Annotated in this window: 22 protein-coding genes and 1 tRNA gene; 11 read left to right on the forward strand and 12 right to left on the reverse strand. The window is 67.9% G+C overall.

Features of this window, described 5'->3' with window-relative positions:
• Positions 1 to 51: 51 nt before the first annotated feature.
• The gene (locus ACIQCS_RS16570; RefSeq protein WP_345847035.1) at positions 52 to 2,103 is read right to left on the reverse strand and encodes an NAD(+) synthase; all 2,052 of its coding nucleotides are present in this window, start codon (positions 2,101 to 2,103) and stop codon (positions 52 to 54) included.
• 97 nt (positions 2,104 to 2,200) lie between these two features.
• Here ACIQCS_RS16570 and ACIQCS_RS16575 point away from each other — a divergent pair, with 97 nt between their 5' ends.
• On the forward strand, positions 2,201 to 3,712 hold the full coding sequence (locus tag ACIQCS_RS16575; protein ID WP_345847034.1) for a hypothetical protein: 1,512 nt from the start codon (positions 2,201 to 2,203) through the stop codon (positions 3,710 to 3,712).
• A gap of 17 nt (positions 3,713 to 3,729) precedes the next feature.
• On the opposite strand, the gene ACIQCS_RS16580 is transcribed toward ACIQCS_RS16575, so the two are convergent.
• Positions 3,730 to 4,443 carry a murein L,D-transpeptidase catalytic domain family protein gene (locus ACIQCS_RS16580; protein ID WP_345847033.1) on the reverse strand — a complete coding sequence of 238 codons (714 nt, stop codon included), beginning with the start codon at positions 4,441 to 4,443 and terminating at the stop codon, positions 3,730 to 3,732.
• A gap of 263 nt (positions 4,444 to 4,706) precedes the next feature.
• Between ACIQCS_RS16580 and ACIQCS_RS16585 the strand changes: the two genes are divergently transcribed.
• The 5 genes from ACIQCS_RS16585 (at position 4,707) to mtnA (ending at position 8,421) form a co-directional block, all read left to right on the forward strand.
• Positions 4,707 to 5,423, forward strand: a complete 717-nt coding sequence (locus ACIQCS_RS16585; protein WP_345847031.1) for a L,D-transpeptidase family protein — start codon at positions 4,707 to 4,709, stop codon at positions 5,421 to 5,423.
• A gap of 44 nt (positions 5,424 to 5,467) precedes the next feature.
• Entirely contained in the window at positions 5,468 to 6,085 is a 618-nt protein-coding gene (gene mtnB, locus ACIQCS_RS16590; protein WP_345847030.1) for a methylthioribulose 1-phosphate dehydratase, read from the forward strand.
• The gene (locus ACIQCS_RS16595) at positions 6,082 to 6,624 is read left to right on the forward strand and encodes a cupin domain-containing protein (RefSeq protein WP_345847028.1); all 543 of its coding nucleotides are present in this window, start codon (positions 6,082 to 6,084) and stop codon (positions 6,622 to 6,624) included. Before mtnB ends, ACIQCS_RS16595 begins: the two co-directional genes overlap by 4 nt.
• A gap of 115 nt (positions 6,625 to 6,739) precedes the next feature.
• On the forward strand, positions 6,740 to 7,378 hold the full coding sequence (gene mtnC, locus ACIQCS_RS16600; RefSeq protein WP_345847026.1) for an acireductone synthase: 639 nt from the start codon (positions 6,740 to 6,742) through the stop codon (positions 7,376 to 7,378).
• The gene (gene mtnA / locus ACIQCS_RS16605; protein WP_345847025.1) at positions 7,375 to 8,421 is read left to right on the forward strand and encodes an S-methyl-5-thioribose-1-phosphate isomerase; all 1,047 of its coding nucleotides are present in this window, start codon (positions 7,375 to 7,377) and stop codon (positions 8,419 to 8,421) included. The genes mtnC and mtnA overlap by 4 nt, the downstream gene beginning before the upstream one ends.
• 67 nt (positions 8,422 to 8,488) lie before the next feature.
• On the opposite strand, the gene ACIQCS_RS16610 is transcribed toward mtnA, so the two are convergent.
• Entirely contained in the window at positions 8,489 to 9,184 is a 696-nt protein-coding gene (locus ACIQCS_RS16610; protein WP_345847023.1) for a hypothetical protein, read from the reverse strand.
• Positions 9,185 to 9,482: 298 nt separating this feature from the next.
• The gene (locus ACIQCS_RS16615) at positions 9,483 to 10,643 is read right to left on the reverse strand and encodes an aminotransferase (protein WP_345847022.1); all 1,161 of its coding nucleotides are present in this window, start codon (positions 10,641 to 10,643) and stop codon (positions 9,483 to 9,485) included.
• 85 nt (positions 10,644 to 10,728) lie between these two features.
• Between ACIQCS_RS16615 and ACIQCS_RS16620 the strand changes: the two genes are divergently transcribed.
• Positions 10,729 to 10,959 (forward strand): hypothetical protein, encoded by a 231-nt coding sequence (locus tag ACIQCS_RS16620; RefSeq protein WP_345847020.1) that lies wholly within the window; start codon positions 10,729 to 10,731, stop codon positions 10,957 to 10,959.
• Between the two features lie 258 nt (positions 10,960 to 11,217).
• Here the strand turns inward: ACIQCS_RS16620 and ACIQCS_RS16625 are convergent, their stop codons facing one another.
• The 3 genes from ACIQCS_RS16625 to ACIQCS_RS16635 all read right to left on the reverse strand — a co-directional run bounded on the left by ACIQCS_RS16625 (position 11,218) and on the right by ACIQCS_RS16635 (position 13,249).
• Entirely contained in the window at positions 11,218 to 11,703 is a 486-nt protein-coding gene (locus ACIQCS_RS16625) for a hypothetical protein (protein WP_345847019.1), read from the reverse strand.
• 75 nt (positions 11,704 to 11,778) lie between these two features.
• Positions 11,779 to 12,687 carry an NPP1 family protein gene (locus ACIQCS_RS16630; RefSeq protein WP_345847018.1) on the reverse strand — a complete coding sequence of 303 codons (909 nt, stop codon included), beginning with the start codon at positions 12,685 to 12,687 and terminating at the stop codon, positions 11,779 to 11,781.
• Positions 12,688 to 13,172: 485 nt separating this feature from the next.
• Positions 13,173 to 13,249: transfer RNA gene (locus ACIQCS_RS16635), tRNA-Arg, on the reverse strand.
• Between the two features lie 58 nt (positions 13,250 to 13,307).
• Here ACIQCS_RS16635 and ACIQCS_RS16640 point away from each other — a divergent pair.
• The 3 genes from ACIQCS_RS16640 to ACIQCS_RS16650 all read left to right on the forward strand — a co-directional run bounded on the left by ACIQCS_RS16640 (position 13,308) and on the right by ACIQCS_RS16650 (position 16,413).
• Positions 13,308 to 14,057 (forward strand): queuosine precursor transporter, encoded by a 750-nt coding sequence (locus tag ACIQCS_RS16640; RefSeq protein WP_401531341.1) that lies wholly within the window; start codon positions 13,308 to 13,310, stop codon positions 14,055 to 14,057.
• Between the two features lie 36 nt (positions 14,058 to 14,093).
• The gene (locus tag ACIQCS_RS16645; RefSeq protein WP_345847017.1) at positions 14,094 to 14,924 is read left to right on the forward strand and encodes a lysophospholipase; all 831 of its coding nucleotides are present in this window, start codon (positions 14,094 to 14,096) and stop codon (positions 14,922 to 14,924) included.
• A 145-nt stretch (positions 14,925 to 15,069) separates the two neighbouring features.
• Positions 15,070 to 16,413, forward strand: coding sequence for a methyl-accepting chemotaxis protein (locus tag ACIQCS_RS16650; RefSeq protein WP_345847015.1), 1,344 nt, complete (start codon positions 15,070 to 15,072; stop codon positions 16,411 to 16,413).
• A gap of 18 nt (positions 16,414 to 16,431) precedes the next feature.
• On the opposite strand, the gene purQ is transcribed toward ACIQCS_RS16650, so the two are convergent.
• Complete coding sequence (purQ, locus tag ACIQCS_RS16655; RefSeq protein WP_345847013.1) at positions 16,432 to 17,097, reverse strand: phosphoribosylformylglycinamidine synthase subunit PurQ; 666 nt, start codon at positions 17,095 to 17,097, stop codon at positions 16,432 to 16,434.
• Positions 17,094 to 17,324 carry a phosphoribosylformylglycinamidine synthase subunit PurS gene (gene purS / locus ACIQCS_RS16660; protein WP_183996438.1) on the reverse strand — a complete coding sequence of 77 codons (231 nt, stop codon included), beginning with the start codon at positions 17,322 to 17,324 and terminating at the stop codon, positions 17,094 to 17,096. The genes purQ and purS overlap by 4 nt, the downstream gene beginning before the upstream one ends.
• 88 nt (positions 17,325 to 17,412) lie before the next feature.
• On the opposite strand from purS, the gene ACIQCS_RS16665 reads away from it, so the two are divergent.
• On the forward strand, positions 17,413 to 17,658 hold the full coding sequence (locus ACIQCS_RS16665) for a hypothetical protein (RefSeq protein WP_176564232.1): 246 nt from the start codon (positions 17,413 to 17,415) through the stop codon (positions 17,656 to 17,658).
• Between the two features lie 6 nt (positions 17,659 to 17,664).
• Here ACIQCS_RS16665 and purC read toward each other — a convergent pair whose 3' ends face one another.
• The 3 genes from purC to ACIQCS_RS16680 all read right to left on the reverse strand — a co-directional run bounded on the left by purC (position 17,665) and on the right by ACIQCS_RS16680 (position 20,537).
• Complete coding sequence (gene purC / locus ACIQCS_RS16670) at positions 17,665 to 18,444, reverse strand: phosphoribosylaminoimidazolesuccinocarboxamide synthase (RefSeq protein ID WP_345847011.1); 780 nt, start codon at positions 18,442 to 18,444, stop codon at positions 17,665 to 17,667.
• Between the two features lie 105 nt (positions 18,445 to 18,549).
• Complete coding sequence (locus ACIQCS_RS16675; protein WP_345847009.1) at positions 18,550 to 19,518, reverse strand: DUF4349 domain-containing protein; 969 nt, start codon at positions 19,516 to 19,518, stop codon at positions 18,550 to 18,552.
• Between the two features lie 95 nt (positions 19,519 to 19,613).
• Entirely contained in the window at positions 19,614 to 20,537 is a 924-nt protein-coding gene (locus tag ACIQCS_RS16680; protein ID WP_345847008.1) for a hypothetical protein, read from the reverse strand.
• Between the last annotated feature and the right edge of the window lie 153 nt (positions 20,538 to 20,690).

Here is a 20,690-nt window from a genome sequence, read left to right on the forward strand (position 1 = left end):
GGCACCGTCATCCCCGCGAAGGCGGGGATGACGGAAGAAGGGGAAGGCGGGTTACGGCAGATTCGCCTTCAGCTCGTCGATCCAGGGCCGCGCCACTCCGTCCGAGGGCGCGCGCCAGTCGCCGCGCGGGCTCACCGCGCCGCCGGCCGAGACCTTGGGTCCGTTGGGCAGCGCCGAGCGCTTGAACTGGCTGGTCTGGAAGAAGCGGAACAGGAATTCCTCCAGCCATTTCGCGATCGTCGCCAGGTCATATTGGTGGCGCGCATCCTCGGGGAAGCCGATCGGCCATTGCCCCGCCGCCGCGTCCTTCCACGCATGCCAGGCGAGGAAGGCGATCTTGGAGGGCCGCAGGCCGTAGCGGATCGTGTAGTGGAGGAAGAAGTCGTGCAGCTCGTACGGGCCGATCCGCTCCTGCGTGCTCTGCATCCTGCCGTCCGCATCGGCGGGCACCAGCTCGGGCGAGATCTCGGTATCGAGGATGCTGGTCAGCACCCGCGCCGCCTCGCCGGCGAACTGGCCGGTCTGCACGGTCCAGCGGATGAGATACTGGATCAGCGTCTTGGGCACGCCGGCATTGACGCCGTAATGGCTCATATGGTCGCCCACGCCATAAGTGCACCAGCCCAGCGCCAGCTCGCTCAGGTCGCCGGTGCCGAGCACGAAGCCGTGCCGCTGGTTGGCGAGACGGAACAGATAGTCGGTACGCAGGCCCGCCTGGACGTTCTCGAAGGTCACGTCATAGACGGGCTCGCCCCTGGCGAAGGGATGGCCGATCCCCTCGAGCATCGTCCGCGCCGCCGGGCGGATGTCGATCTCTTCGCCGGTAACGCCCAGCGCGTCCATCAGCGCCCAGGCATTGGCTTTGGTGCCTTCGCTGGTCGCGAAGCCCGGCATGGTGAAGCCGAGAATGTCGGTGCGCGGGCGACCGAGCCGGTCCATCGCCCTGGCCGCGACGATCAGCGCATGGGTGGAATCGAGCCCGCCCGAGACGCCGATGACGATGTGCTTCGCGCCGGTGGCTTCCAGCCGCTTGCGCAGCCCCTCCACCTGGATGTTGAACGCCTCATAGCAATCCTCCTCCAGCCGGGAGGGGGTGTTGGGCACGAAGGGGAAGCGGCGCAGCTTGCGCAGCAGCCCCTTGTCGGCATGGTCCGGCCGGTGCTGGAAGGTCACGCGGCGGAAGCGCGTCTCCGGATCGCCATTGTCGGCGGCGCAGTCGTTGAACGTGCCCATCCGCATCCGCTCGAGCCGCAGCCGCTCCAGGTCGATATCGGCGCACACCACTTCGGTGGTCAGCTCGAAGCGCTCGGTGGTGGCGATCAGCTCGCCCAGCTCGTGGATCATGCCCTGGCCGTCCCAGGCCAGGTCGGTGGTGCTCTCGCCGGGGCCGGAAGCGGAATAGACATAGGCCGCCACCGCCCGCGCCGATTGCGCCGCGCACAGCATCGCCCGCTCGCGCGCCTTGCCCACCACGATGTTCGAGGCGGAGAGGTTGCACAGCACCAGCGCCCCGGCCAGCGCGCCTTGGGTGGAGGGGGGCAGGGGAGACCAGTAATCCTCGCAGATCTCGACATGGAAGACGAAGTCGGGCAGCTCCTCGGCCGCGAAGATCAGGTCGGTGCCGAAGGGCACTTTCTGCCCGGCCACCGCGATCTCCAACCCCGTCAGGCCGGCGCCGCGCGCGAACCAGCGCTTCTCGTAATATTCGCGGTAATTGGGCAGGTAGCTCTTGGGCACCACGCCCAGGATGCGCCCGCGCGCGATGGCGACGGCGCAATTGTAGAGCCGCCCGTTGCGCCGGAGCGCGGCGCCCACCAGCAATACCGGCCGGAGCTCCGCGCTCGCCGCGACGATCGCCGCGAGCCCCGCCTCGGTCGCCGCGCAGATCGTGTCCTGCAGATGCAGGTCGTCGATCGCATAGGACGTGACGTTGAGCTCGGGATAGACGAGCAGGTCCGCGCCCTGTTCGTCGCCCTGCCGCGCCAGCGCGATCGCCGCCCGGGCATTGGCGGCGGGATCGCCCACCACCACCGCCGGCGTGCAGAGGCCCGCGCGGATCATTCCCTGGCGGTGGATCGAATAAAAGGGATGGGACTGGCTCATCGTCTCCGTCTTGCAACCGGTTATGTCTCGATCACCCCACACACCTAGTCGCTCGGGCGCGCTTGTGCCAACCCCGCGCAAGCGATACCCGCAGGCCATGCTCCACTGGATCCGCCGCCAGTTCGACGCGCATCCGGTGCGAGCCGTCATGACCGTCTTCGCGGCCTATACCGTCTTCAAGATCAACCTGAAGTTCTTCGCACCCGAAGGGCCCTGGTGGCGCGGCTGGCACGATCAGAAGCAGTATCTGCAATCGGCCAGGGCGTTCCTGCGCTTCGACCTGAGCCCGGACCAGCATTGGTACCCGTTGCTCTATCCGCTCGCCGGAGCGCCTTTCGCCTGGGCGCCGACGCCGTTCGTGCCGATCAACCTGGCCTGCTATGCGCTCGCCTTCTGGGGCTTCCACCGCGTCTGCGCGCGCTTCGGGGTGGGGAGCCTGGCGGCGGGGCTGCTGTTCCTCGCCGCGACCATCGGCGACCTGCGCATCTCCAAATTCTGGCTCGAGCCCTGGACGACGACCATGTCCGCGGCCTTTATCTGGCTGGCCTTTGCCGAGGCGGCCGACATGATGTTCGGCGGGCGGCGCCGGCCCTGGCTGCTCGGCGCCCTGCTGGCCGGGATCGCGCTGGTCCGCCCGGCGGACGTGGTGGTGGGCGCGGTGATCGGCGGCTTCGCGCTGTGGCGCCCGGTGCTGATCGAGCGGCGCTGGCCGGATCTCGCCCGGGCGATCGGCGGCGCCGCGGCGGCGTTCCTTCCCTATGCCGTGCTCTATCTCGCCATCTATGGCTGGCGCCTCACCGACTATACGCTGCTCTCGGGCGACTATGGCTTCGCGTTCGCCGATCTCGGCTGGAAGGCGAGCATATTGCTGGTCGATCCCGCGCCCTGGTTCCCCGGCGAGACCGGCCTGTTGCGCGAGCTGCCCTGGCTGCTCACCGGCGCGGCGGGCCTGATCCTGGGCGTCATGCGGCTGCGGGGCCCGGCGCGCTGGCTGACGCTCTGCATGGCGCTGGCCGCGCTGATCTATACCGCGATGATGCTCGCCTATGTCGATCTGGTGCCCAGCGGCATGTGGCGCTTCTTCAACGCCCATTATTTCAAATGGCTGTTCCCGATGGCGGCGCTGTTCACCTGGCTGCTGCTCACCTGGCGCGACCTGCGCGGGCTCGTGCTGGTGGTGGCGCTGGTGCTGCTCGCCAGCTTCCGCATCGTGCCGCGCCCGGCGATGCCGCAGGAGCCCGCCAAGGCGCTGGCCTTCGCCGCGCTCGCCGCGCCGTGGCAGGACATCTACTTCGCCCGCTCGGCGGTGGTGGACGCGCGGGGTGCCCAGCGCAGCCCGGCCGATTATCACCAGCTATGGATGGGGGACCGCGTGATGGCGATCGCCTTCAAGCGGCCGTTCGCGGGCGATGCGCGCTGGTATGGCGTCACGCCCCCCAGCATCGCGACCTGGCCCAGGGGCAGCGGCAAGGCGGAGGTGGTGCTGCCGGGCAGCTGGCCGCAACGGCCGGTCGCGCGCTATGCGACGAAGCTGGCGTTCGGCTATCCCTGCTGGGCGCCGCCTTTCCCCTGCGGCACCGGGCCGGGGCCCGCGCTGCCGCGGAACTAGCCGGGCCAGACCCTGGCTCAGACCTTGGCGGAGTAGATCATCCGGCCCGGGCCGAGCCGCTCGAACAGCTTGCCCAGCTCGTTCTCGCCCACGGCGAAACAGCCCTGGCTGCGGCCGAGCTTGCCGTGCCGGCCGATCATGTCGGTGTTCGCATACCAGGCCGAATGGACCACGATCGCGCGGTCGAGCGCATTGTTGTTGGTCGGGTCGAGGCCGAGCAGGCGCTGCGAGTCGCCATGCTTGCCGACATAATAGTCCGCGGTCAGGAACGCGCCCTCGCAGGTCGCTTCCGAATTCACTTCGTTCGAGAAGCGCTGGAGCAGCCCGGTATGCTGGGGATCCGAGCCGATGCCGTGGGCGACGAGGAAGCGCTCGACCTGGCCGGTGCCCAGGTTCACCACGAAGAAGCGCGGGCTGTAGGAGGGCGAGGCGAAGTCGGCGATCGCGATCCGGTCGTGCGAGGGGATGCGCATCGAATGGCGGTTGAGCGCGGCCAGCGCCTTCTTGAACAGCTCGGGGCGGATGCCGGCGGGCACGCCGGGCACCTTGGCGGCGGCCACCTCGGGCGCCTTGGGAATCTCGGGGATCGGCGCCGGGACCGGCAGCGCGGCCGGTGCCATCGCGGTTTCGATCGTGCGCGAGGCGCAGGCCGAAACCACCGCGCCGCTCGCCATCACCAGCGCCGTCTTCAACAAGGCGCGACGCGACTGAATCGTATCGAGACTATCCATCACTATCCAAAAAGCCCGCTGCTCTCGTCCCCAGGGGGAAGCTATACCAGACAGATGGTAAGCGCGTTGCTCAACATCTGTCCCAAGTTGCGCGACTCGCCGCATCGTTCGCCCGGTTCGCCGAAGGCTCTCCGAAATCCGGAACGTTGCCAGCGATTTGCCCGCGCGAATATCGCCGATTCGGCAGCGGCACGAAATTAGGTTAATTTCGTTAAGGAATCGCCCTGAGCCGTCCTGGCTCGTCGGATTCGGAGAGCTGTTCGATGCGTTCCGGCACCTTTGCCGTCCTTCTCCTGGCCCTGGCCGCCCTGTTTCCCACCGCTCCCGCCGCCGCGCAGGGGATCGCGTCCGACACGATGCAGATCGCGCCGGCGGGGCTGCGCAACGGCCAATGGGTCTGGTACGAGCAGCCCCAGATCATCCGCGCGAGCACGAACGACTGGGACCCCGTCTCGATCGTGGTGAGCATTCCGGACCAGCGCGCCTATGTCTATCGCGGCGGCAAGCTGGTGGGCGCGAGCACGGTGTCGACCGGCTCGAACGGGCACGAGACGCCCGCCGGCGCCTTCACCATCCTCCAGAAGAAGGTGTTCCACCGCTCGAACCTCTATTCGAACGCGCCGATGCCCTATATGCAGCGGCTCACCTGGGACGGGATCGCGCTGCACGCCGGCCATCTCCCCGGCTATCCCGCCTCGCATGGCTGCATCCGCTTCCCGGCGGCCTTTGCCAGGCAGCTCTATGCGCTGACCGAGATCGGTGGCGACGTGATGGTGACGGACGAGCCGGTGACCAACCCCGAGCGCTCGGGCCCCTCCACGCCGCTGTTGATGGCGGATGCGCGCAATCTCGGCGGCGAGGCGTTCAACATGGTGACCATGCCCGGCATGGCGCCGCGGCCGCAGCCCCAGCCGGCAAGCTGGGTCACCGGCCCGGCGCGGGAGATCGTCCAGCCGCTGCCGCGCCGCGGCTCCAAATAAAATCTGTTGCCCAGGGTGCCCGCGGATCGGCTAAGGCCGCGCGCATGACGATGTCCTTCGCAGATGCCGCCGACGCGCTGGTCGAGGTCGGCCGCCGGCTCGACGCGCGCGGCTGGGCCCCCGCCACCGCCGGCAATTATTCCGTCCGCCTCGACGACGGCAGCGTCGCCGTCACCGTGTCCGGCTGGCACAAGGGCCGGCTGACGCCCGCCGGCATCATGCGGGTCGACCTGGAGGGGAAGGGGCTCACTCCCGGCAAACCCTCGGCCGAGACCGCGCTGCACCTTGCCATCTACCGGCTGTTTCCCGACACGGGCGCCGTGCTCCACGGGCACTCGCCCGAGGCCGTCGGCATGAGCCGCGCCGCCGCCGGTGCCAGCGAATGGGTGTTCGCCGGCCATGAGATGCTCAAGGTCTTTCCGGGCAACGCCACGCACGAGGCCGAGATCCGCCTGCCGATCGTCGAGAACAGCCAGGACATGGCGGTGATCGAGGCGGCGGTGACGCCCGCGCTGCTGGCGCCGGGCACCGCGCCGGCCTATCTTATCCGCAGCCACGGGCTCTATGCCTGGGGCAAGGACCTGGCCGAGGCCGAGCGCGTGCTCGAGGGCACCGAATGGCTGATCGCCGCCGAACTGGCCGAAAGGGCATGGAAGCGATGACGCATCTCAGGGTCTTCGACGAGGCGGGCGGCGCGCCGCTCACCGATACGCGCGATGCCGGCGACATCGCCGCCGCGCTCGGCGGGATCGGCGTCCGCTTCGAGCAATGGCCCTCGCGCCCGCTCGCCGCCGATGCCGGGCAGGACGAAGTGCTCGAGGCCTTCGCGCCGGAGGTCGAGCGGCTCAAGGCCGAGAAGGGCTATCGGTCCGTCGACGTGATCCGCATGGTGCCCGATCATCCCGAAAAGGGTGCCCTGCGCACCAAGTTCCTTTCCGAGCATCGCCATTCGGAGGATGAGGTCCGCTTCTTCGTCGAGGGCGAGGGGCTGTTCACCCTGCGCGCGGGCGAGAGAATCTATGCCGTGCTGTGCGAGGAAGGCGATCTGATCTCGGTTCCGGCCGGCACTCGCCACTGGTTCGACATGGGGCCGAGCCCGCGCTTCACCGCGATCCGCCTGTTCACCAATGCGGACGGCTGGATCGCCAACTTCACCGGCGACGCCATTGCGGATCGCTTCCCGCGGCACGAGCCGGCCTGAGCCAACCACCGTCATCCCCGCGCAGGCGGGGATCCAGAGTCGTGAAGGACGCCGCTCTGTTACCCTGGATCCCCGCCTGTGCGGGCATGACGAAAGGGGCGGAGGACGAAAGAGAATGACCCACACCCCGCCCAAGGCCATCCTCCTCGATATCGAAGGCACGACGAGCAGCATCAGCTTCGTCGCCGACGAGCTTTTTCCCTATGCCCGCAAGCATCTGGCGGAATTCGTTGCGAACAATCCCGAAGTCGCCGCGCCGATCCTGGCCCAGGTGCCGGGCGACGATCCCGTCGCCACGCTGCTCGCGTGGATCGACGAGGACCGCAAGGAGACTCCGCTCAAGACGCTCCAGGGCCTGATCTGGGCCCGGGGCTATGCCGATGGCGAGCTCAAGGGGCATGTCTATCCCGACACGCCCGAGGCGCTGCGCCGCTGGACGGCCGCCGGCCTCACGGTGAACATCTATTCCTCCGGCTCGATCGCCGCGCAGAAGCTGATCTTCGGCCATTCGGTCGCCGGCGACCTGACGCCGTTCCTCAGCCGCTATTTCGACACGACCACCGGCCCCAAGCGCGACAGCGATTCCTATTCCAGGATCGTCGATGCCCTCGATCTCGCGCCTTCCGAGCTGCTGTTCGTCTCGGACATGGCCGCCGAAGTCGATGCCGCGCACGAGGCGGGGCTCCAGGCGCTGCTGATCGACCGCGAAGGCGGCCCGGCCGACATTCATTCTCTGGCGGAAGTGCTCCCATGATCCTCGAAGGCCGTCCCACGCGCTCGATCCGCCGCACCGAAGACGGCAGGGGCGTGGTCATCCTCGACCAGCGCAAGCTGCCCTGGGAAGTGCAATGGGTCGAGCTGCGCGACGTCGATGCCGCCGCGGTGGCGATCCGCGAGATGTGGACGCGCGGCGCGCCGATGATCGGCGCCACCGCCGCCTATGGCTATGCGATGGCACTTGCGGCCGATCCCGGCGACGCCAGCCTGCAGGCGGCGTACGAGACGCTGTTCGAGACGCGCCCGACCGCGATCAACCTGCGCTGGGCGCTCGACGCGGTGCGCGCGGCGGTAGCCGATCTGCCGGAGGGCGAGCGCGCGGCGGCGGCGTTCCGGCGTGCCGACGAAATCTGCGACGAGGATGCCGAGCTCTGCCGCGCGATCGGCGAGCATGGCCTGGAGCTGTTCCGCGAACTCCATGCCCGCAATCCCGATCGCCCGCTCAACATCCTCACCCATTGCAACGCCGGCTGGCTCGCCACGGTCGATTACGGCACCGCCACCGCGCCGATCTATCTTGCGCATGATGCCGGCATCCCGGTCCATGTCTGGGTGGACGAGACGCGCCCGCGCAACCAGGGCGCGCTGCTGACGGCGTTCGAGCTGCGCAACCACGGCGTGCCGCACACGGTGATCGCCGACAATGCCGGCGGCCTGCTGATGATGAAGGGGCAGGTGGACGCCGTGGTGGTCGGCACCGATCGCGTCACGCGCAACGGCGATGTCTGCAACAAGATCGGCACCTATCTGAAAGCGCTCGCGGCGCACGACAATGACGTGCCCTTCTATGTCGCGCTGCCCTACACCACTTTCGATCCGAACACTGCGAGCGGTGCCGACATCCCGATCGAGGAGCGCAGCGCCGAGGAGCTGACCCGGCTGAGCGGGCCGGGGGCAAGCGGGGAAATCGGAACTGTCCGTGTCACCGACTCCCCCGCCGCCAATCCAGCATTCGACGTGACCCCCGCGCGGCTGGTGACGGGTTACATCACCGAGCGTGGGGTGCTGGACAGGATCTGACCCTGGGCGCGCGAGGCGGCGCGGAAAGCCTGCCTCGCGCTATCGCCCTTGATCGCAGGGCTCCGCGTCAGCGCGGCTCCGTCTTCACCGTGGTGGTCGTGGTGGTCGATGCCGTGGCCGGGCGCGACACGGTGGTGCGGGTGGTCCTGCGCACCGGCGCCTTCCGCACCGTCGTCGTCTTGCGCGCCGCCGGCTGGGTCGTGGTGGTCTCGATCGTGGTCGCGACCGGCTGGGCCGCTGCGGCGCGCACCGCCGCCGCATCCGCCGCTGCCGACTGTGCTGCCTGAGCGGCCATGTCGGCACGCGCGTTCGCCGCCGCCGCATTGCCCTGGGCCACCGCCGCGGCATCCTGCGCGGCCGCGCGCTGGCTGGCCTCCGCTGCCGCATCCGCCGAAGCCGAGGCCGCGGCAGCCTGTGCATCGCGGCGCGCGTCGCGCTCGGCCGCCATGCGCGCGTCCTTGTTGTGCTCGGCCTCGGCCAGCGCCTGGTCGGCCAGGCCCGAGGCGCGGCGCGCTTCGTTGATCGTCGAATCGCGATGATCGCGCGCCAGCTGGTCCTTGGCGACGCGCAGCGCCTCCTCGGCCTTGGCCATGGTCTCGCCGGCATAGGTCTGGGCACCGGCGGTCTGCGCCGCCTCCACCTTGGCGGTGGCTTCGGTCACGGCGGTGCGTGCCCGGTCGATGCGGCTCTGGGCGAGCGACGGGGTCGCGACGAGCAGCGCGGTCACCGCCGCGCCGCGCATCAGGAACTTGATGTTACGCATGGTACAACTCCAATCTGTCCCGCGGCCCGGCGAACGTGCCGGAAACGAGACGAGTTGCACGCCGCACGGCGAAGCGGGCGGTTCCGTGGGTGAACCGCCCCGCGGCCGAGTCGCCGGGGCAGGTCCGCTTCCAATGTAGGATTTCGCGTGCTTGGCCGGGCGGATGCGCAGTCCTTGCCTTTGCCTTTGCCTTTGCCCTTGCCCTTGCCGCAATGCCGGCTTCCGTCGCGCGAGGCCCGTGCGGAGGGGCGGGAAGGGGCCCGTAGCGTATGTTTCGTAAACTTCCGCGCCCGGCGGGTCAGCCGCCGGCCAGGCGGGCGCGGGCCTCGGCGATTCGCGCGATCGCGGCGTCGAGCGTGGCGTCTTCCTTGACGAAGCAGAAGCGCGCCACGCTGGTCACCGGCTGCTCGGCATAGAAGGCCGAGACGGGAATGCAGGCGACGCCGGCCTCGTCGATCAGCCGGTTGGCGAAGGCGACATCGTCCAGGGCGATGCCCGAGGCGGCGAGGTCGACCGAGAGGAAATAGGTCGCCGCGCTCGGCAGCACCGCGAAGCCGGCGGCGGCGAGCCCGGCGCGCAGCCGGTCGCGGCCGTGCTGGAAGCGGTGGCGGGCCTCCTGCACCCAGCCGTCCTGGGTGGTGAGCCCCTCGGCGACTGCCCATTGCAGGTTGGGCGGTGTGGTGAAGGTGAGGAACTGATGCGCCTTGGAAAGCACGCGGGCGATGGCGGGGGCGGCGCACATCCAGCCGACCTTGAAGCCGGTCAGCGCGAAGATCTTGCCGGCGGAGCCGATCTTCACCGTGCGCTCGCGCATGCCGGGGAAGCCGATCAGCGGCAGGTGGCGGGCGCCGTCGAAGGTGACATGCTCCCATACCTCGTCGCAGATCGCGATCAGGTCGTGCGCGACGCAGAAATCGGCGAGCATCGCCAGCGCGTCCGCGCCGCACATGGTCGCGGCGGGATTGAGCGGGTTGTTGAGGATCAGCGCGCGCGTCCGGCTCGACACCGCGGCTTCCAGCGCCGCCCGGTCGATCTTCCATTCGGGCGGCTGGAGGCGCACGAATTTCGGCACGCCGCCCGCCTGGCGGATCAGGGGCACATAGGCGTCGTAGAGCGGCTGGAAGCAGATCACTTCGTCGCCGGGGGAGACGCAGGCGAAGATCGCGGCGGCCAGCGCCTCGGTCGCGCCGGAGGTGACCACCACTTCCTCCGCCGTCAGGTTTAGCCCCTGGTGGCGGGCATAATGGTCCGCCACCGCATGGCGCAGCTCGGGCAGGCCGAGCATCGGCGGATATTGGTTCGACCGTTCCACCACCGCCCTGGCCGCGGCCTCGAGCACCGCCTCCGGCCCGCGTCCGTCGGCGAAGCCCTGGCCCAGGTTGATCGCCCCGGCCGCGCGCGCGCGGGCGGACATGGCTTCGAAGATGGTGGTGCCCATCCGGGCGTAGAGCGGGTTCATGGGGCCGAGCTTGTGGCGGCTTGCATCTTTGGGTGCAACCGCCGCATTAGCCTGACGTTCAGGCTTGCGCCAATAGAGGAAGACCATGAGCAAGAAGCCGCCACTGCCCGAGGATGCCCCGTCGCCCCACCCGGTCGAGGAGGCGTCGCACGATCACCACGAGGGGAGCGAGGCGCTGCAGGCCGTCAAGGACATTGCCGAGGCCAGGAAGCGCTGGAAGCCCGATGCCAAGCAGATCGGCATGGGCGCCGCGATCGGAATCGGCTCGGCGGCGATCGTCGCCGGCCTGCTCTACTGGCGCGGCGGCAAGAAGTAATTCCGGCCGATCGGCGGCGAACCGGGTTCGTCGCTCGATCTTCGTCCTACGTCGCACCCGCCTCGTCATGTCCGGCACGCCCGGCCACAGGGCCAGCGTGCCGGCGCGACCTGAACCCGACAGTTGCGCCGGCATACATCCCTGTGCCGGACCGGATCGACGCCCGTGCCGGTGCCTGACGGGCGCCTTGCTTGCCGGGGCGCCCGTTTTGGCGCTCCTGTTCGACCGTTCCCGTCGATCGGCGGCGCGCGGCCCGGCCTATCGGGCCTGGCCCCGCGCCGGCGCCACCGCTGCGCGGATGCGGAAGACGTTGAACGCGACCTCCTCCATCTGGACCGGGCCGAGCATGGTATAGCCATCCGCCGCAACCGTCCGGGCAAGGCCGCCGAGCAGCATTTCCTGCCGCTGCTTCAGAAAGGTGTCGCCGGTGGGCGGCGGTATCGTCGCGGTCACGGCGCAGCCGCCGGCATCGCAGCGGAAATCGACTTCGGTGAGCAGCGGATAGGCCTGGCGGACATGCGCGATCACCTTGTCCGGCAGGGTCGGGAGGTTCGTCGCGGGAGTCGGCGCCGGGGACGGCGGGCTGCTCGCGGCGACGGCCGGCATGTCCACGCGCACCAGGCCCTCGGCGGGCTTGCCAACGCCGTTCGCGCCGCGCTGGGCGAGCCAGGCGCCACCCGCGACGATCGCGGCGATGCCGCCCAGCACCAGCGCGCGCCGCGCGGCCTTGCGATCCTTTGCCATGTGCACCTCGATGACGGAGCCTCGCCGGGGTTCCGCCCCGCGCCGCGGGAATATGGCGGCGCGGGGCGGAGGCGGTCAGCAGATGGTCGAGCCGGCCGGGCAGCCCGGCGAGTTCGGGCCCGAATCCAGATTGGGGTTGAACCCCGGCGTGATGCCGGTGTTCACCGTGGCGGCGAGCACGCCCGAGAAGCGGGCGTCCTTGTTGTCGAAATTGCCGCTGCCGAAATTATAGTTGGAGATCGCGTTGCGGACGCTGGCCGAGGGATAGCCGTTCCAGCTGATCAGCGGCTGGATCAGCCACTGGCCGGTGCCGTTCTCGGGCGGCTCGTCGCCATTGTCGGTCTTCGAGAAGCGCCACAGGTGCGAGAAGCCCCAGGTCTCGTAGTGATAGACCATCTTGACGTGCTGGCCGGTCGAATCGCTCTGGAAGCGCAGCTGGCCGCCGCTGGTGGCGCGGGTTTCCCAGCCGCCATGATCGCCGCGCGTGACGCCGACCACGGTGCTGCTGGTGCCCTGGTCGGTCGTCCAGACGATGATCGATTCCCAGTCATAGGCGTGCGAGAAGTCCGACTGCCAGAAATAGCTGTAGACGCGGGCGCAATAGCCGTTGTTGCAGCGGGCGCGCACATAGACGTTGCTGGTCGTCCGGTAGCTGGGGTTGCGGCACGACGCCGGCGGCCGGGTCGCATAGGTCGACGCGCCCGCGCTGATCGCGCCCGCGGCATTGACCGCCGGCACGTTGAAGCAGACGTCGGTGTCGAAGTCGATCGCCGGCTGGAAGCGCTTGTCGAGCGCGGTGGCCAGTTCCGGCAGTGGCGCGACCGGCGCCGGCCAGCCCTGGGCCTGTGCCGCGTCCGGCAGCAGCGTCACGAGCGCTCCGAATGCGGCGATGGCCAGGGAGCGGACGGGCAGCGCGCCGAAGCCCGTGCGCGCACCCTGCTTGTCTTCATGCGATCCGTTCGGCGTCTGAAGTTGGTTTTCCATACAATCTCCCGTTATATGGTGTGATTTACGTTGCGCGTCGCCATTCATCTCCACAATCCATAGAATTGCGAAAATAAGTCCTCAGTTTTCAAGCGACTCGCGTGGAGAGTTATTTGGATATATTGTGAAACAAATATTTCGATTGCTGAGTGCGGTCGTTAATTTTGTTCAGTGAGTTAGGTTCTTTTGTGGTTTTTTCGGCATGAATAGGTCGATGTTCTGGTAAATAATTTTCTTTGGGGCATGGGAGGTCATGGGCAGGCAGGCGATGCTCGGTTCCCTTCCATGTCGTCCCGATGCCGGCGCGCGCGCACGCCTTCAGAGGAGGAGACGGGGAATTGCGCGTATCCGGACAAAGTTTTTGCAGGCGCGGCGATCCGGCGTCCGCGAAAAGCTGGCGCGCCCGAAGGGAGCGACATCGAACCCGCCAGGGTTCGCAAGGCCGAACGGCCGCCCGAGCTTATGCGAGGTTCCAGAACAAGGAATGGCGCGCCCGGCTGGATTCGAACCAGCGACCACGAGCTTAGAAGGCACGTGCTCTATCCAACTGAGCTACGGGCGCGCGCAGCGCTGCCCTAGCGTGGATTGCACGGCAGCGGAACCGGGATCATAGTCCCCGTATGAGTCAGGGGGACGGAAAGCCGGTGCAGGTCGCTGCGAGCACGCTGCGGGGCGGCCATTTCCGCTACTACGACTTCGTGATGGCCGCCTTCGTCGCCATCATCCTGCTCTCCAACGTGCTCGGCGCGGGCAAGGTCTCGCAGGTCTGGCTGCCGCTCTACAACGGCTATTGGCCGTTCGGCGCCGGCATCCTGTTCTTCCCGATCTCCTATGTGATCGGCGACGTGCTGACCGAGGTCTATGGCTATGCCCGCGCCCGCCGGGTGATCTGGGCGGGCACTGCCGCAGTGCTGTTCATGGCGTTCATGTCCTGGGTGGTCGTGGCGCTGCCGCCGGCGCCGAGCTGGGGCAACCAGGCCGCGTACCAGACGATCTTCGGCCAGGTGCCGCGCATCGTCCTCGCCTCCGTCTGCGCCTTCTGGGCCGGCGAGTTCGTCAATTCCTATGTCCTTGCCCGGATGAAGATCCTGACCGACGGCAAGATGCTGTGGACCCGCACGATCGGCTCGACGATCGCCGGCGAGGGCGTCGACAGCCTGATCTTCTATCCGCTCGCCTTTCTGGGCGCGGAGGGATGGACCACCACGCTGGTCGTCCAGGTGCTCTTCACGCAATGGGCGCTCAAGGTGGCATGGGAAGTGATATTGACGCCGGTCACCTATCTCGTCGTCGGCTTCCTCAAGCGCCGCGAGGGGGTGGACGTGTTCGACAAGGGAACCGATTTCACGCCGTTCGCCATGCGGGTGTGATCCACCTTCATTGCAACGATCTCCGGGAGACAGGGCATGACTGCGACGACGGAAGAGACTTTCGGCAGCACCGGGCACGTCAACATCTTCTTCCGCGCCTGGCTGCCCGAGGGCGATGCGCGGGCGGTGGTCGTCCTCTGCCATGGCTTCAACGCGCATAGCGGCCAATATGCCTGGGTCGCCGCGCGGCTGGTCGAGCGCGGTTTCGCCGTCTATGCGCCCGATCTGCGCGGACGCGGGCGTTCGGGCGGTGAGCGTTTCTATGTCGAGGACATTGGCGATTATGTCCATGACCTCGGCGGCGCGATCGCCATCGCCAAGTCGCGCCATCCCGGGCTCAAGGTCTTTCTGCTCGGCCACAGCGCGGGCGGCGTCACCGGCGCGACCTATGTGCTCGACAACCAGGCGGAGATCGCCGGCTTCATCTGCGAGAGCTTCGCCTTCCAGGTGCCGGCGCCCGGCTTCCTGATCACCGCGATCAAGGGGCTTGCCCATATCGCGCCTCATCTGGGCGTGCTCAAGCTCAAGAACGAGGACTTCTCGCGGGATCCGGGCGTGGTGGCCGCGCTCAACGCCGATCCCTATATCAAGGACGAGACGCAGCCCGCCGCCACCGTCGCCGCGCTCGCCCGGGCCGATGAGCGGCTGCGCGACAGTTTTCCCGCGATCTCGATCCCGCTGCTCATCCTGCACGGTACCGACGATCATGCGACGGTGTGCCACGGCAGCGAGTTCTTCCACGACACCGCCGGATCGAGCGACAAGACGCTCAAGATCTACCAGGGCCATTATCACGACCTGCTCGCCGATCTGGGCAAGGAAAGCGTGATGGGCGACGTCCTCGATTGGATCGAGGCGCGAATATAGGCGCAACTTTACGGAAGTTACGTATTTGTGGCTAATATAGTAGATTATTGTTACATATATTTGCTGAAACGGCCGATCCGATGCGGGAACTCTCTATAGCGAGGGAAGTGGCAACCATATTGTTGCCTCCGCTGAGAGATTTGCCATGCACTGGTTCATCGCCAACGCGCCCATTCGCAAGAAGCTGCTCGTGTCGTTCGGTTCCATGGTGGGGCTTGTCGGGCTCACGCCGCTGACGTTGCTGCTCATGCCCAGGTTCGCACTTGCCGCCGGCGTGCTCGCCACGCTGGTCGCCGCCGTGCTGGGCGTCTGGTATCGGCACGCGATCGCCACGCCTTATGTGACGACCGTGGTGCGCATGGAGGCGCTGGCCGCCGGCGATCTGGCCAGCCCGATCCAGTTCACCGACTATCGGGACTGTGTCGGCCGCCTGACCAAGGCGATGTTCTCGTTCCGCGACACCGCCGCCGCCCAGATCCGGCAGAATGAGGAAGCCGAGCATCATGGCGAGATCGTGCGGGGCATGACCGTCAATCTCGAGCGGCTGGCCGAAGGCGACCTGACCGCCGACATCGTCGAGGAATATCCTGCCGCCTATGCGAAGCTGCGCGACAATTTCAACGCCGCGCTCGCCTCGCTGCGCAAGCTGCTCGGCGCGGTGGGGGAGAGCAGCGCCGCGATCCGCACCGGATCGGGCGAGATCGCCCAGGCGTCGGAGGATCTGGCGCGCCGGACCGAGGCGAATGCCGCGAGCCTCGAGCAGACTTCGGCCGCGATCACCCAGATGGACCAGCGCCTGAAGGCGACCGCCGCCGCGGCGAGCCGCACCGTGGCGCGCGCCGATGGCGCCACGACCACGGTCTCGGGCGGCCGCGAGGTGGTCGATCAGGCCGTGCAGGCGATGAACCGAGTCAACGACAGCGCCAAGGGCATCGACTCGGTGATCGAAGGGCTCGACAAGATCGCGTTCCAGACTCGCGTGCTCGCGATGAACGCCGCCGTCGAGGCCGGCCGCGCGGGCGAGGCGGGCAGGGGCTTCGCCGTCGTTGCCGACCTGGTCTCGGCGCTGGCCATGCGCGCCGAGGAAGAGGCCGGCCGCGCCCGCGAGCAGCTCACCGCGACTCAGGTCGATATCCTCGCCGCGGTGGAGATGGTCGAGAAGGTCGATGGCGCGCTGGCGAACATCGCCGAGGATGTGGGCGATGTGCATACGCTGCTCAACCAGATGGCCGAGGACAATCAGGCCCAGTCGGTAGCGATCGGCGAGATCAGCACCGCGATCGGCGTGATGGACCAGTCGACCCAGCAAAATGCCGCGATGGTCGAGGAGACTTCGGCGGCGGCACGCAATCTCACCGTGGAGATCGCCACGCTCGCCGACCAGGCCGGGCGCTTCCGGGTAGCGGGCGGCGGGCGGCCGCTGTCCTTCCCGACTCCGGGCCTGGCAGCGTCGTCACGCGGCGAGCAGGCGGTGTCCGCGCTGCACTGAGCCGGGGTGGTGTGCGGCTTACGCCACCGCCTCGAGCAGGCCCTCGAACAGGCGGCGGCCGTCGGTGCCGCCATGCGCGGCCTCGATGCGGCGCTCGGGATGGGGCATCATGCCGAGCACATTGCCCGCCTTGTTGAGCACCCCGGCGATGTTGCGGGCCGAGCCGTTGATGTCGGCGGCGTAGCGGAAGGCGACACGGCCTTCGCCTTCGATCCGGTCGAGCGTTTCGGCATCGGCGAAGTAATTGCCGTCATGATGCGCCACCGGGATCGTGATCGCTTCGCCCGAGCGATAGGCCGAAGTGAAGATCGACTGCGAATTGTCGACCGTCAGCGGCACGTCGCGGCACACGAAGTTGAGCCCGGAGTTGCGCATCAGCGCGCCGGGCAGCAGCCCGGTCTCGGTGAGCACCTGGAAGCCGTTGCAGATGCCGATCACCGGCATGCCCTTGTCGGCCGCCTCGACCACGGCACGCACCACCGGCGAGCGGGCCGCGATCGCGCCGCAGCGCAGATAGTCGCCATAGGAGAAGCCGCCGGGCAGGGCGATCAGGCACAGGCCCTGGGGCAGCTCGCTGTCGCCGTGCCAGACCATATGGGGCTTCACCCCCGTCACCGCCTCCAGCGCGACTGCGATGTCGCGATCGCAGTTGGAGCCCGGAAAGACGATGACCGCGGTCTTCACAGCTTTTCCACCCGGTAGTTTTCGATGACGGTGTTGGCGAGCAGCTTGCGGCACATCTCGTCGACTGCTTCGTCGCTGGTCGAATCGGCCAGCTCGAGCTCGAAGATCTTGCCGGCGCGGACATCCTCCACGCCCTCGAAACCGAGGCCGCCCAAGGCATGCTGGATGGCCTTGCCCTGGGGGTCGAGCACGCCGTTCTTCAAGGTGACGATGATGCGGAGCTTCATGCGCAGGGCCTATGGCGCCCCCGGGGCTTCGCTGCAAGGCTGGAGTTCAGGCATTTGGCGATCTGCCGGGCAATGCTATGCATCCCGGATGTCGAGACGGCGCCGCATCGCATGGTTGCTCGTTGGCGGGCTGGCCACCATCCTCTATTGGGCGGCCCTGGGTCTCCATGTCCTGGCGCTGCAATATTGCCACGGGTTGAACTGTGCGATCGGTGCACCCGCGCGCGCGGCGCGGGCGAATGAGGCGCTGGCCATTGGCGGCGCGCTGTTCCTGCTCGTGGCCGCAGGCATGCTGGTGGTCGCGATGCGCCGGGCGAGGCGCATGCGATCCTGACCGAGCTTATTTCCCGCGGCGCTTGCGATGGCTTTCCAGGTCGAGCACGGCCGAATCATCGCCTTCCGGGAACAGGCCGAGCCGGCGCGCGACTTCCTGATAGGCCTCGACTTCGCCGCCCAGGTCGCGCCGGAAGCGGTCCTTGTCGAGCTTCTCGCCGGTCGCCATGTCCCACAGGCGGCAACCGTCCGGGCTGATCTCGTCGGCCAGGATGATGCGGCTATAGTCATTGTCCCAGATCCGGCCGAACTCGAGCTTGAAGTCGACCAGGCGGATGCCGATGCCGGCGAAGAGCCCCGACAGGAAGTCGTTCACGCGGATGGCCATGTCGGCCATGTCGTGCAGCTCTTCCTGGCTCGCCCAGCCGAAGCACAGGATGTGCTCGTCAGTGACCAGCGGGTCGCCGAGCGCATCGTCCTTGTAATAATATTCGATGATCGTCCGGGGCAGCGGCGTGCCTTCCTCGATCCCGAGCTTCTTGGAAAGCGAGCCGGCGACGACGTTGCGCACCACCACTTCGATCGGCACGATCTCGACCTGGCGGATCAGCTGCTCGCGCATGTTGAGGCGGCGGATGAAGTGCGTCGGGATGCCGATGCCGGCGAGCAGCGTGAAGACATGCTCCGAAATCCGGTTGTTGAGCACGCCCTTGCCGTTGATCGTGCCCTTTTTCTGGGCGTTGAAGGCCGTCGCGTCATCCTTGAAATACTGGATCAGCGTGCCGGGTTCGGGACCCTCGTAGAGGATCTTAGCCTTGCCTTCGTAGATCTGCCGGCGGCGTGCCATCGGGTGCTCATTCCCCTGGAAAGTCATTGCCCCGGCGGCGCGGGGAATCCGCTGGCCTGCCGGGGCGAGAGGTGGGGCTATACCCAAAGGGGGAGGGGGGTGCAATCATGCATCCTCGCCCATGGGTGCTAATCCGGCACTTTGCCACCTGCGGACGACCGGGCGCGCCAGCAGGCCGAGAATCGTGGCGATCGCCAGCCAGGGGGCGAGGAAGATGATCAGCACCAGCAGCGTGCGCGTGGCACCGGCGACCGCTGCGCCCGACTGCATTACCGCATCGCCCAGCTGGCCGAAAAACCCCTGGCGCGTCGGCGCGGCGACCGGGGCGGTGGTCGGCGTATAGGCAATGGTGAAATCGGAATAGGCGACGCGGCCGCTGAGTTCGCTCAGCCAGCCCTTGGCCTGGTCGAGCTCCTCCTGCGCCTGTGCGACGCTCCGCTCGGCCTCGACCAGTTCGCTCACGCGCCCCTGGCGCCCGCGCAGCATCTCGGTGAGGCGCGCGACCAGTATTTCGCGCTGGCGGATGCGCGCGCCGGTGTCGACCAGGTCCTTGGAGACGTCCTGGACGATGACTTGGGTGTCGACCGCGCGTCCGCCGGCCTGGCCGACCAGCCGGGTGAGGTTCGCCGATACCGTCTGCGCCAGGTCGCTCGCCACGCGCAGCTTGAGGCTCGCCTGGGAGACGCCGTCGTCGGCGCTCGCCCGCTGCATGGCGACAAGCTGGCAGCGCTGCCCCAGCCTGTTGCACAGGTCGAGATGCGCCTGTTGTGCTCCGGCGATCGCACCCGCGGGCAGCCGATAGCCGAGCGTATAGCTATAGGCGAGCTGCGGTAGGTTGATCGCGATCGCGGCGGTGGCGGCAATGCGCTCGCCGCCTGCCACTTTGTCGGCGGAAGGCGGCGGCGCCATTTCGGCGGCAGCGGGCGGTTCGGAGACCGAATAGGATGCAAGCGAATCCGCCTGCTTGCGGACCGTTCTCGGCGTCGGGTCGAGCAGCATCAAGCAGGCGCCCGCCGCGATGACGGCGGCCAGGCCGCCGCTGCCCAGCAATATCCAGCGATTAGGTCGCGGCATCTGCTCCTCCCTTTTAGGCTATAATGATATAACATTACATATCCTGGGCAAAAAGCAAGCGGGGCGGTGTGTGCCGTCCCCGCTTGCCGAGCGGATCAGTGCGCGTGCTCCTCCGCGTCGTCGCGGGAGAACCAGCGCTGGATGAGGTTGCGATTGTCGCTACGGGCGCGATTGTCCCGGCCGTCATGGCTTCCCTCATGGCCATTGTCATAGCCGTCGTCGTGGCGCGGCTCGACATCGGGGCCCACCGCGCGACCATGGATGATCCAGCGCAGCACCAGCACCACCGCCAGCATCAGCAGGCACCATGGCCCGATGCTGGCGAGCAGCTGGACGAGCTGGGCGACCGAATTCTCGAGCGTCTGGCCCGCGGTGCGGAAATTGGCCTCGGACGATCCCAGGCCGCTCAGCGCGCTGCTCGATTCATAGGTGAACAGCATCGGCGTGTTGGCCAGCGTCTGGCCCTGGCTCGCCTCCACCTCGGCAATCACCGCGAGCGCGTTCTGCAGGCGCGCGGCGCGGGCCTGGCCGTCCGGCGTGGTGCTGGTGCGCGCATTCTGCAGCTGGTCCTGCAGCCGCTTCACCACCGCGATGCTGCGCGCCGAGGCGGTGGCGTCGGCGCCGCTGATTTCGGTGTCGGTCAGCACGCCATAGGCGGTCGCCACATTCGCGGTGACGGCATCGCCGAACCGGCGGGCGATCGACGGATCGATGCGGATGGTGAGCACCGCACGGGTGTGGTTGCCGTCATCGACGCGATACCGCATCGCGAGGATGCGGCAGCGCGCCGGCCCCATCCGGTCGCAGGCATCGGCGTTGGACTGGAGCACGCCCTTCACCTTGGCGCCGGGCAGGCGATAGGCATAGCGATAGTCGAAGCCGGTGCCGGTCGAGGCGAACGCCTCGGCATTGGCCGCCGATCCGAATTCGGAACGGTCCTTGCCGTCCGCCGGCGGTCGATTGAGATCGTCGCATCCCGCGAGCAGCGCAAGCGCCGCCAATGCCCAAACGACTCGCATGGGTTCCTCCCTGTTCCTTGACCAAGGAGTAACCATATTTTGTGACGGGCCCAACATGAATGGCCCCTGCCGCGCATCCCTTTTCGGGATCGGGGCCCGCGATATCAGCAATGCTTATGGTTGGCGGGCGGCGTTGCAGGCCGCCCGCCGCTT

This window comes from Sphingomonas sp. NPDC092440 (genome assembly GCF_044754985.1).
Taxonomy (GTDB): domain Bacteria; phylum Pseudomonadota; class Alphaproteobacteria; order Sphingomonadales; family Sphingomonadaceae; genus Sphingomonas.

Coding starts and splice junctions, on each gene's coding strand:
- ACIQCS_RS16595 (WP_345847028.1), top strand. CDS start 6,082: ATGACGCATCTCAGGGTCTTCGACGAGGCGGGCGGCGCGCCGCTCACC.
- ACIQCS_RS16570 (WP_345847035.1), bottom strand. CDS start 2,103: ATGAGCCAGTCCCATCCCTTTTATTCGATCCACCGCCAGGGAATGATC.
- ACIQCS_RS16645 (WP_345847017.1), top strand. CDS start 14,094: ATGACTGCGACGACGGAAGAGACTTTCGGCAGCACCGGGCACGTCAAC.
- ACIQCS_RS16680 (WP_345847008.1), bottom strand. CDS start 20,537: ATGCGAGTCGTTTGGGCATTGGCGGCGCTTGCGCTGCTCGCGGGATGC.
- ACIQCS_RS16675 (WP_345847009.1), bottom strand. CDS start 19,518: ATGCCGCGACCTAATCGCTGGATATTGCTGGGCAGCGGCGGCCTGGCC.
- purS (WP_183996438.1), bottom strand. CDS start 17,324: ATGAAGCTCCGCATCATCGTCACCTTGAAGAACGGCGTGCTCGACCCC.
- ACIQCS_RS16610 (WP_345847023.1), bottom strand. CDS start 9,184: ATGCGTAACATCAAGTTCCTGATGCGCGGCGCGGCGGTGACCGCGCTG.
- ACIQCS_RS16640 (WP_401531341.1), top strand. CDS start 13,308: ATGAGTCAGGGGGACGGAAAGCCGGTGCAGGTCGCTGCGAGCACGCTG.
- ACIQCS_RS16585 (WP_345847031.1), top strand. CDS start 4,707: ATGCGTTCCGGCACCTTTGCCGTCCTTCTCCTGGCCCTGGCCGCCCTG.
- ACIQCS_RS16580 (WP_345847033.1), bottom strand. CDS start 4,443: ATGGATAGTCTCGATACGATTCAGTCGCGTCGCGCCTTGTTGAAGACG.
- ACIQCS_RS16615 (WP_345847022.1), bottom strand. CDS start 10,643: ATGAACCCGCTCTACGCCCGGATGGGCACCACCATCTTCGAAGCCATG.
- mtnA (WP_345847025.1), top strand. CDS start 7,375: ATGATCCTCGAAGGCCGTCCCACGCGCTCGATCCGCCGCACCGAAGAC.
- ACIQCS_RS16665 (WP_176564232.1), top strand. CDS start 17,413: ATGTCGAGACGGCGCCGCATCGCATGGTTGCTCGTTGGCGGGCTGGCC.
- ACIQCS_RS16650 (WP_345847015.1), top strand. CDS start 15,070: ATGCACTGGTTCATCGCCAACGCGCCCATTCGCAAGAAGCTGCTCGTG.
- ACIQCS_RS16625 (WP_345847019.1), bottom strand. CDS start 11,703: ATGGCAAAGGATCGCAAGGCCGCGCGGCGCGCGCTGGTGCTGGGCGGC.
- mtnC (WP_345847026.1), top strand. CDS start 6,740: ATGACCCACACCCCGCCCAAGGCCATCCTCCTCGATATCGAAGGCACG.
- mtnB (WP_345847030.1), top strand. CDS start 5,468: ATGACGATGTCCTTCGCAGATGCCGCCGACGCGCTGGTCGAGGTCGGC.
- ACIQCS_RS16630 (WP_345847018.1), bottom strand. CDS start 12,687: ATGGAAAACCAACTTCAGACGCCGAACGGATCGCATGAAGACAAGCAG.
- ACIQCS_RS16575 (WP_345847034.1), top strand. CDS start 2,201: ATGCTCCACTGGATCCGCCGCCAGTTCGACGCGCATCCGGTGCGAGCC.
- ACIQCS_RS16620 (WP_345847020.1), top strand. CDS start 10,729: ATGAGCAAGAAGCCGCCACTGCCCGAGGATGCCCCGTCGCCCCACCCG.
- purC (WP_345847011.1), bottom strand. CDS start 18,444: ATGGCACGCCGCCGGCAGATCTACGAAGGCAAGGCTAAGATCCTCTAC.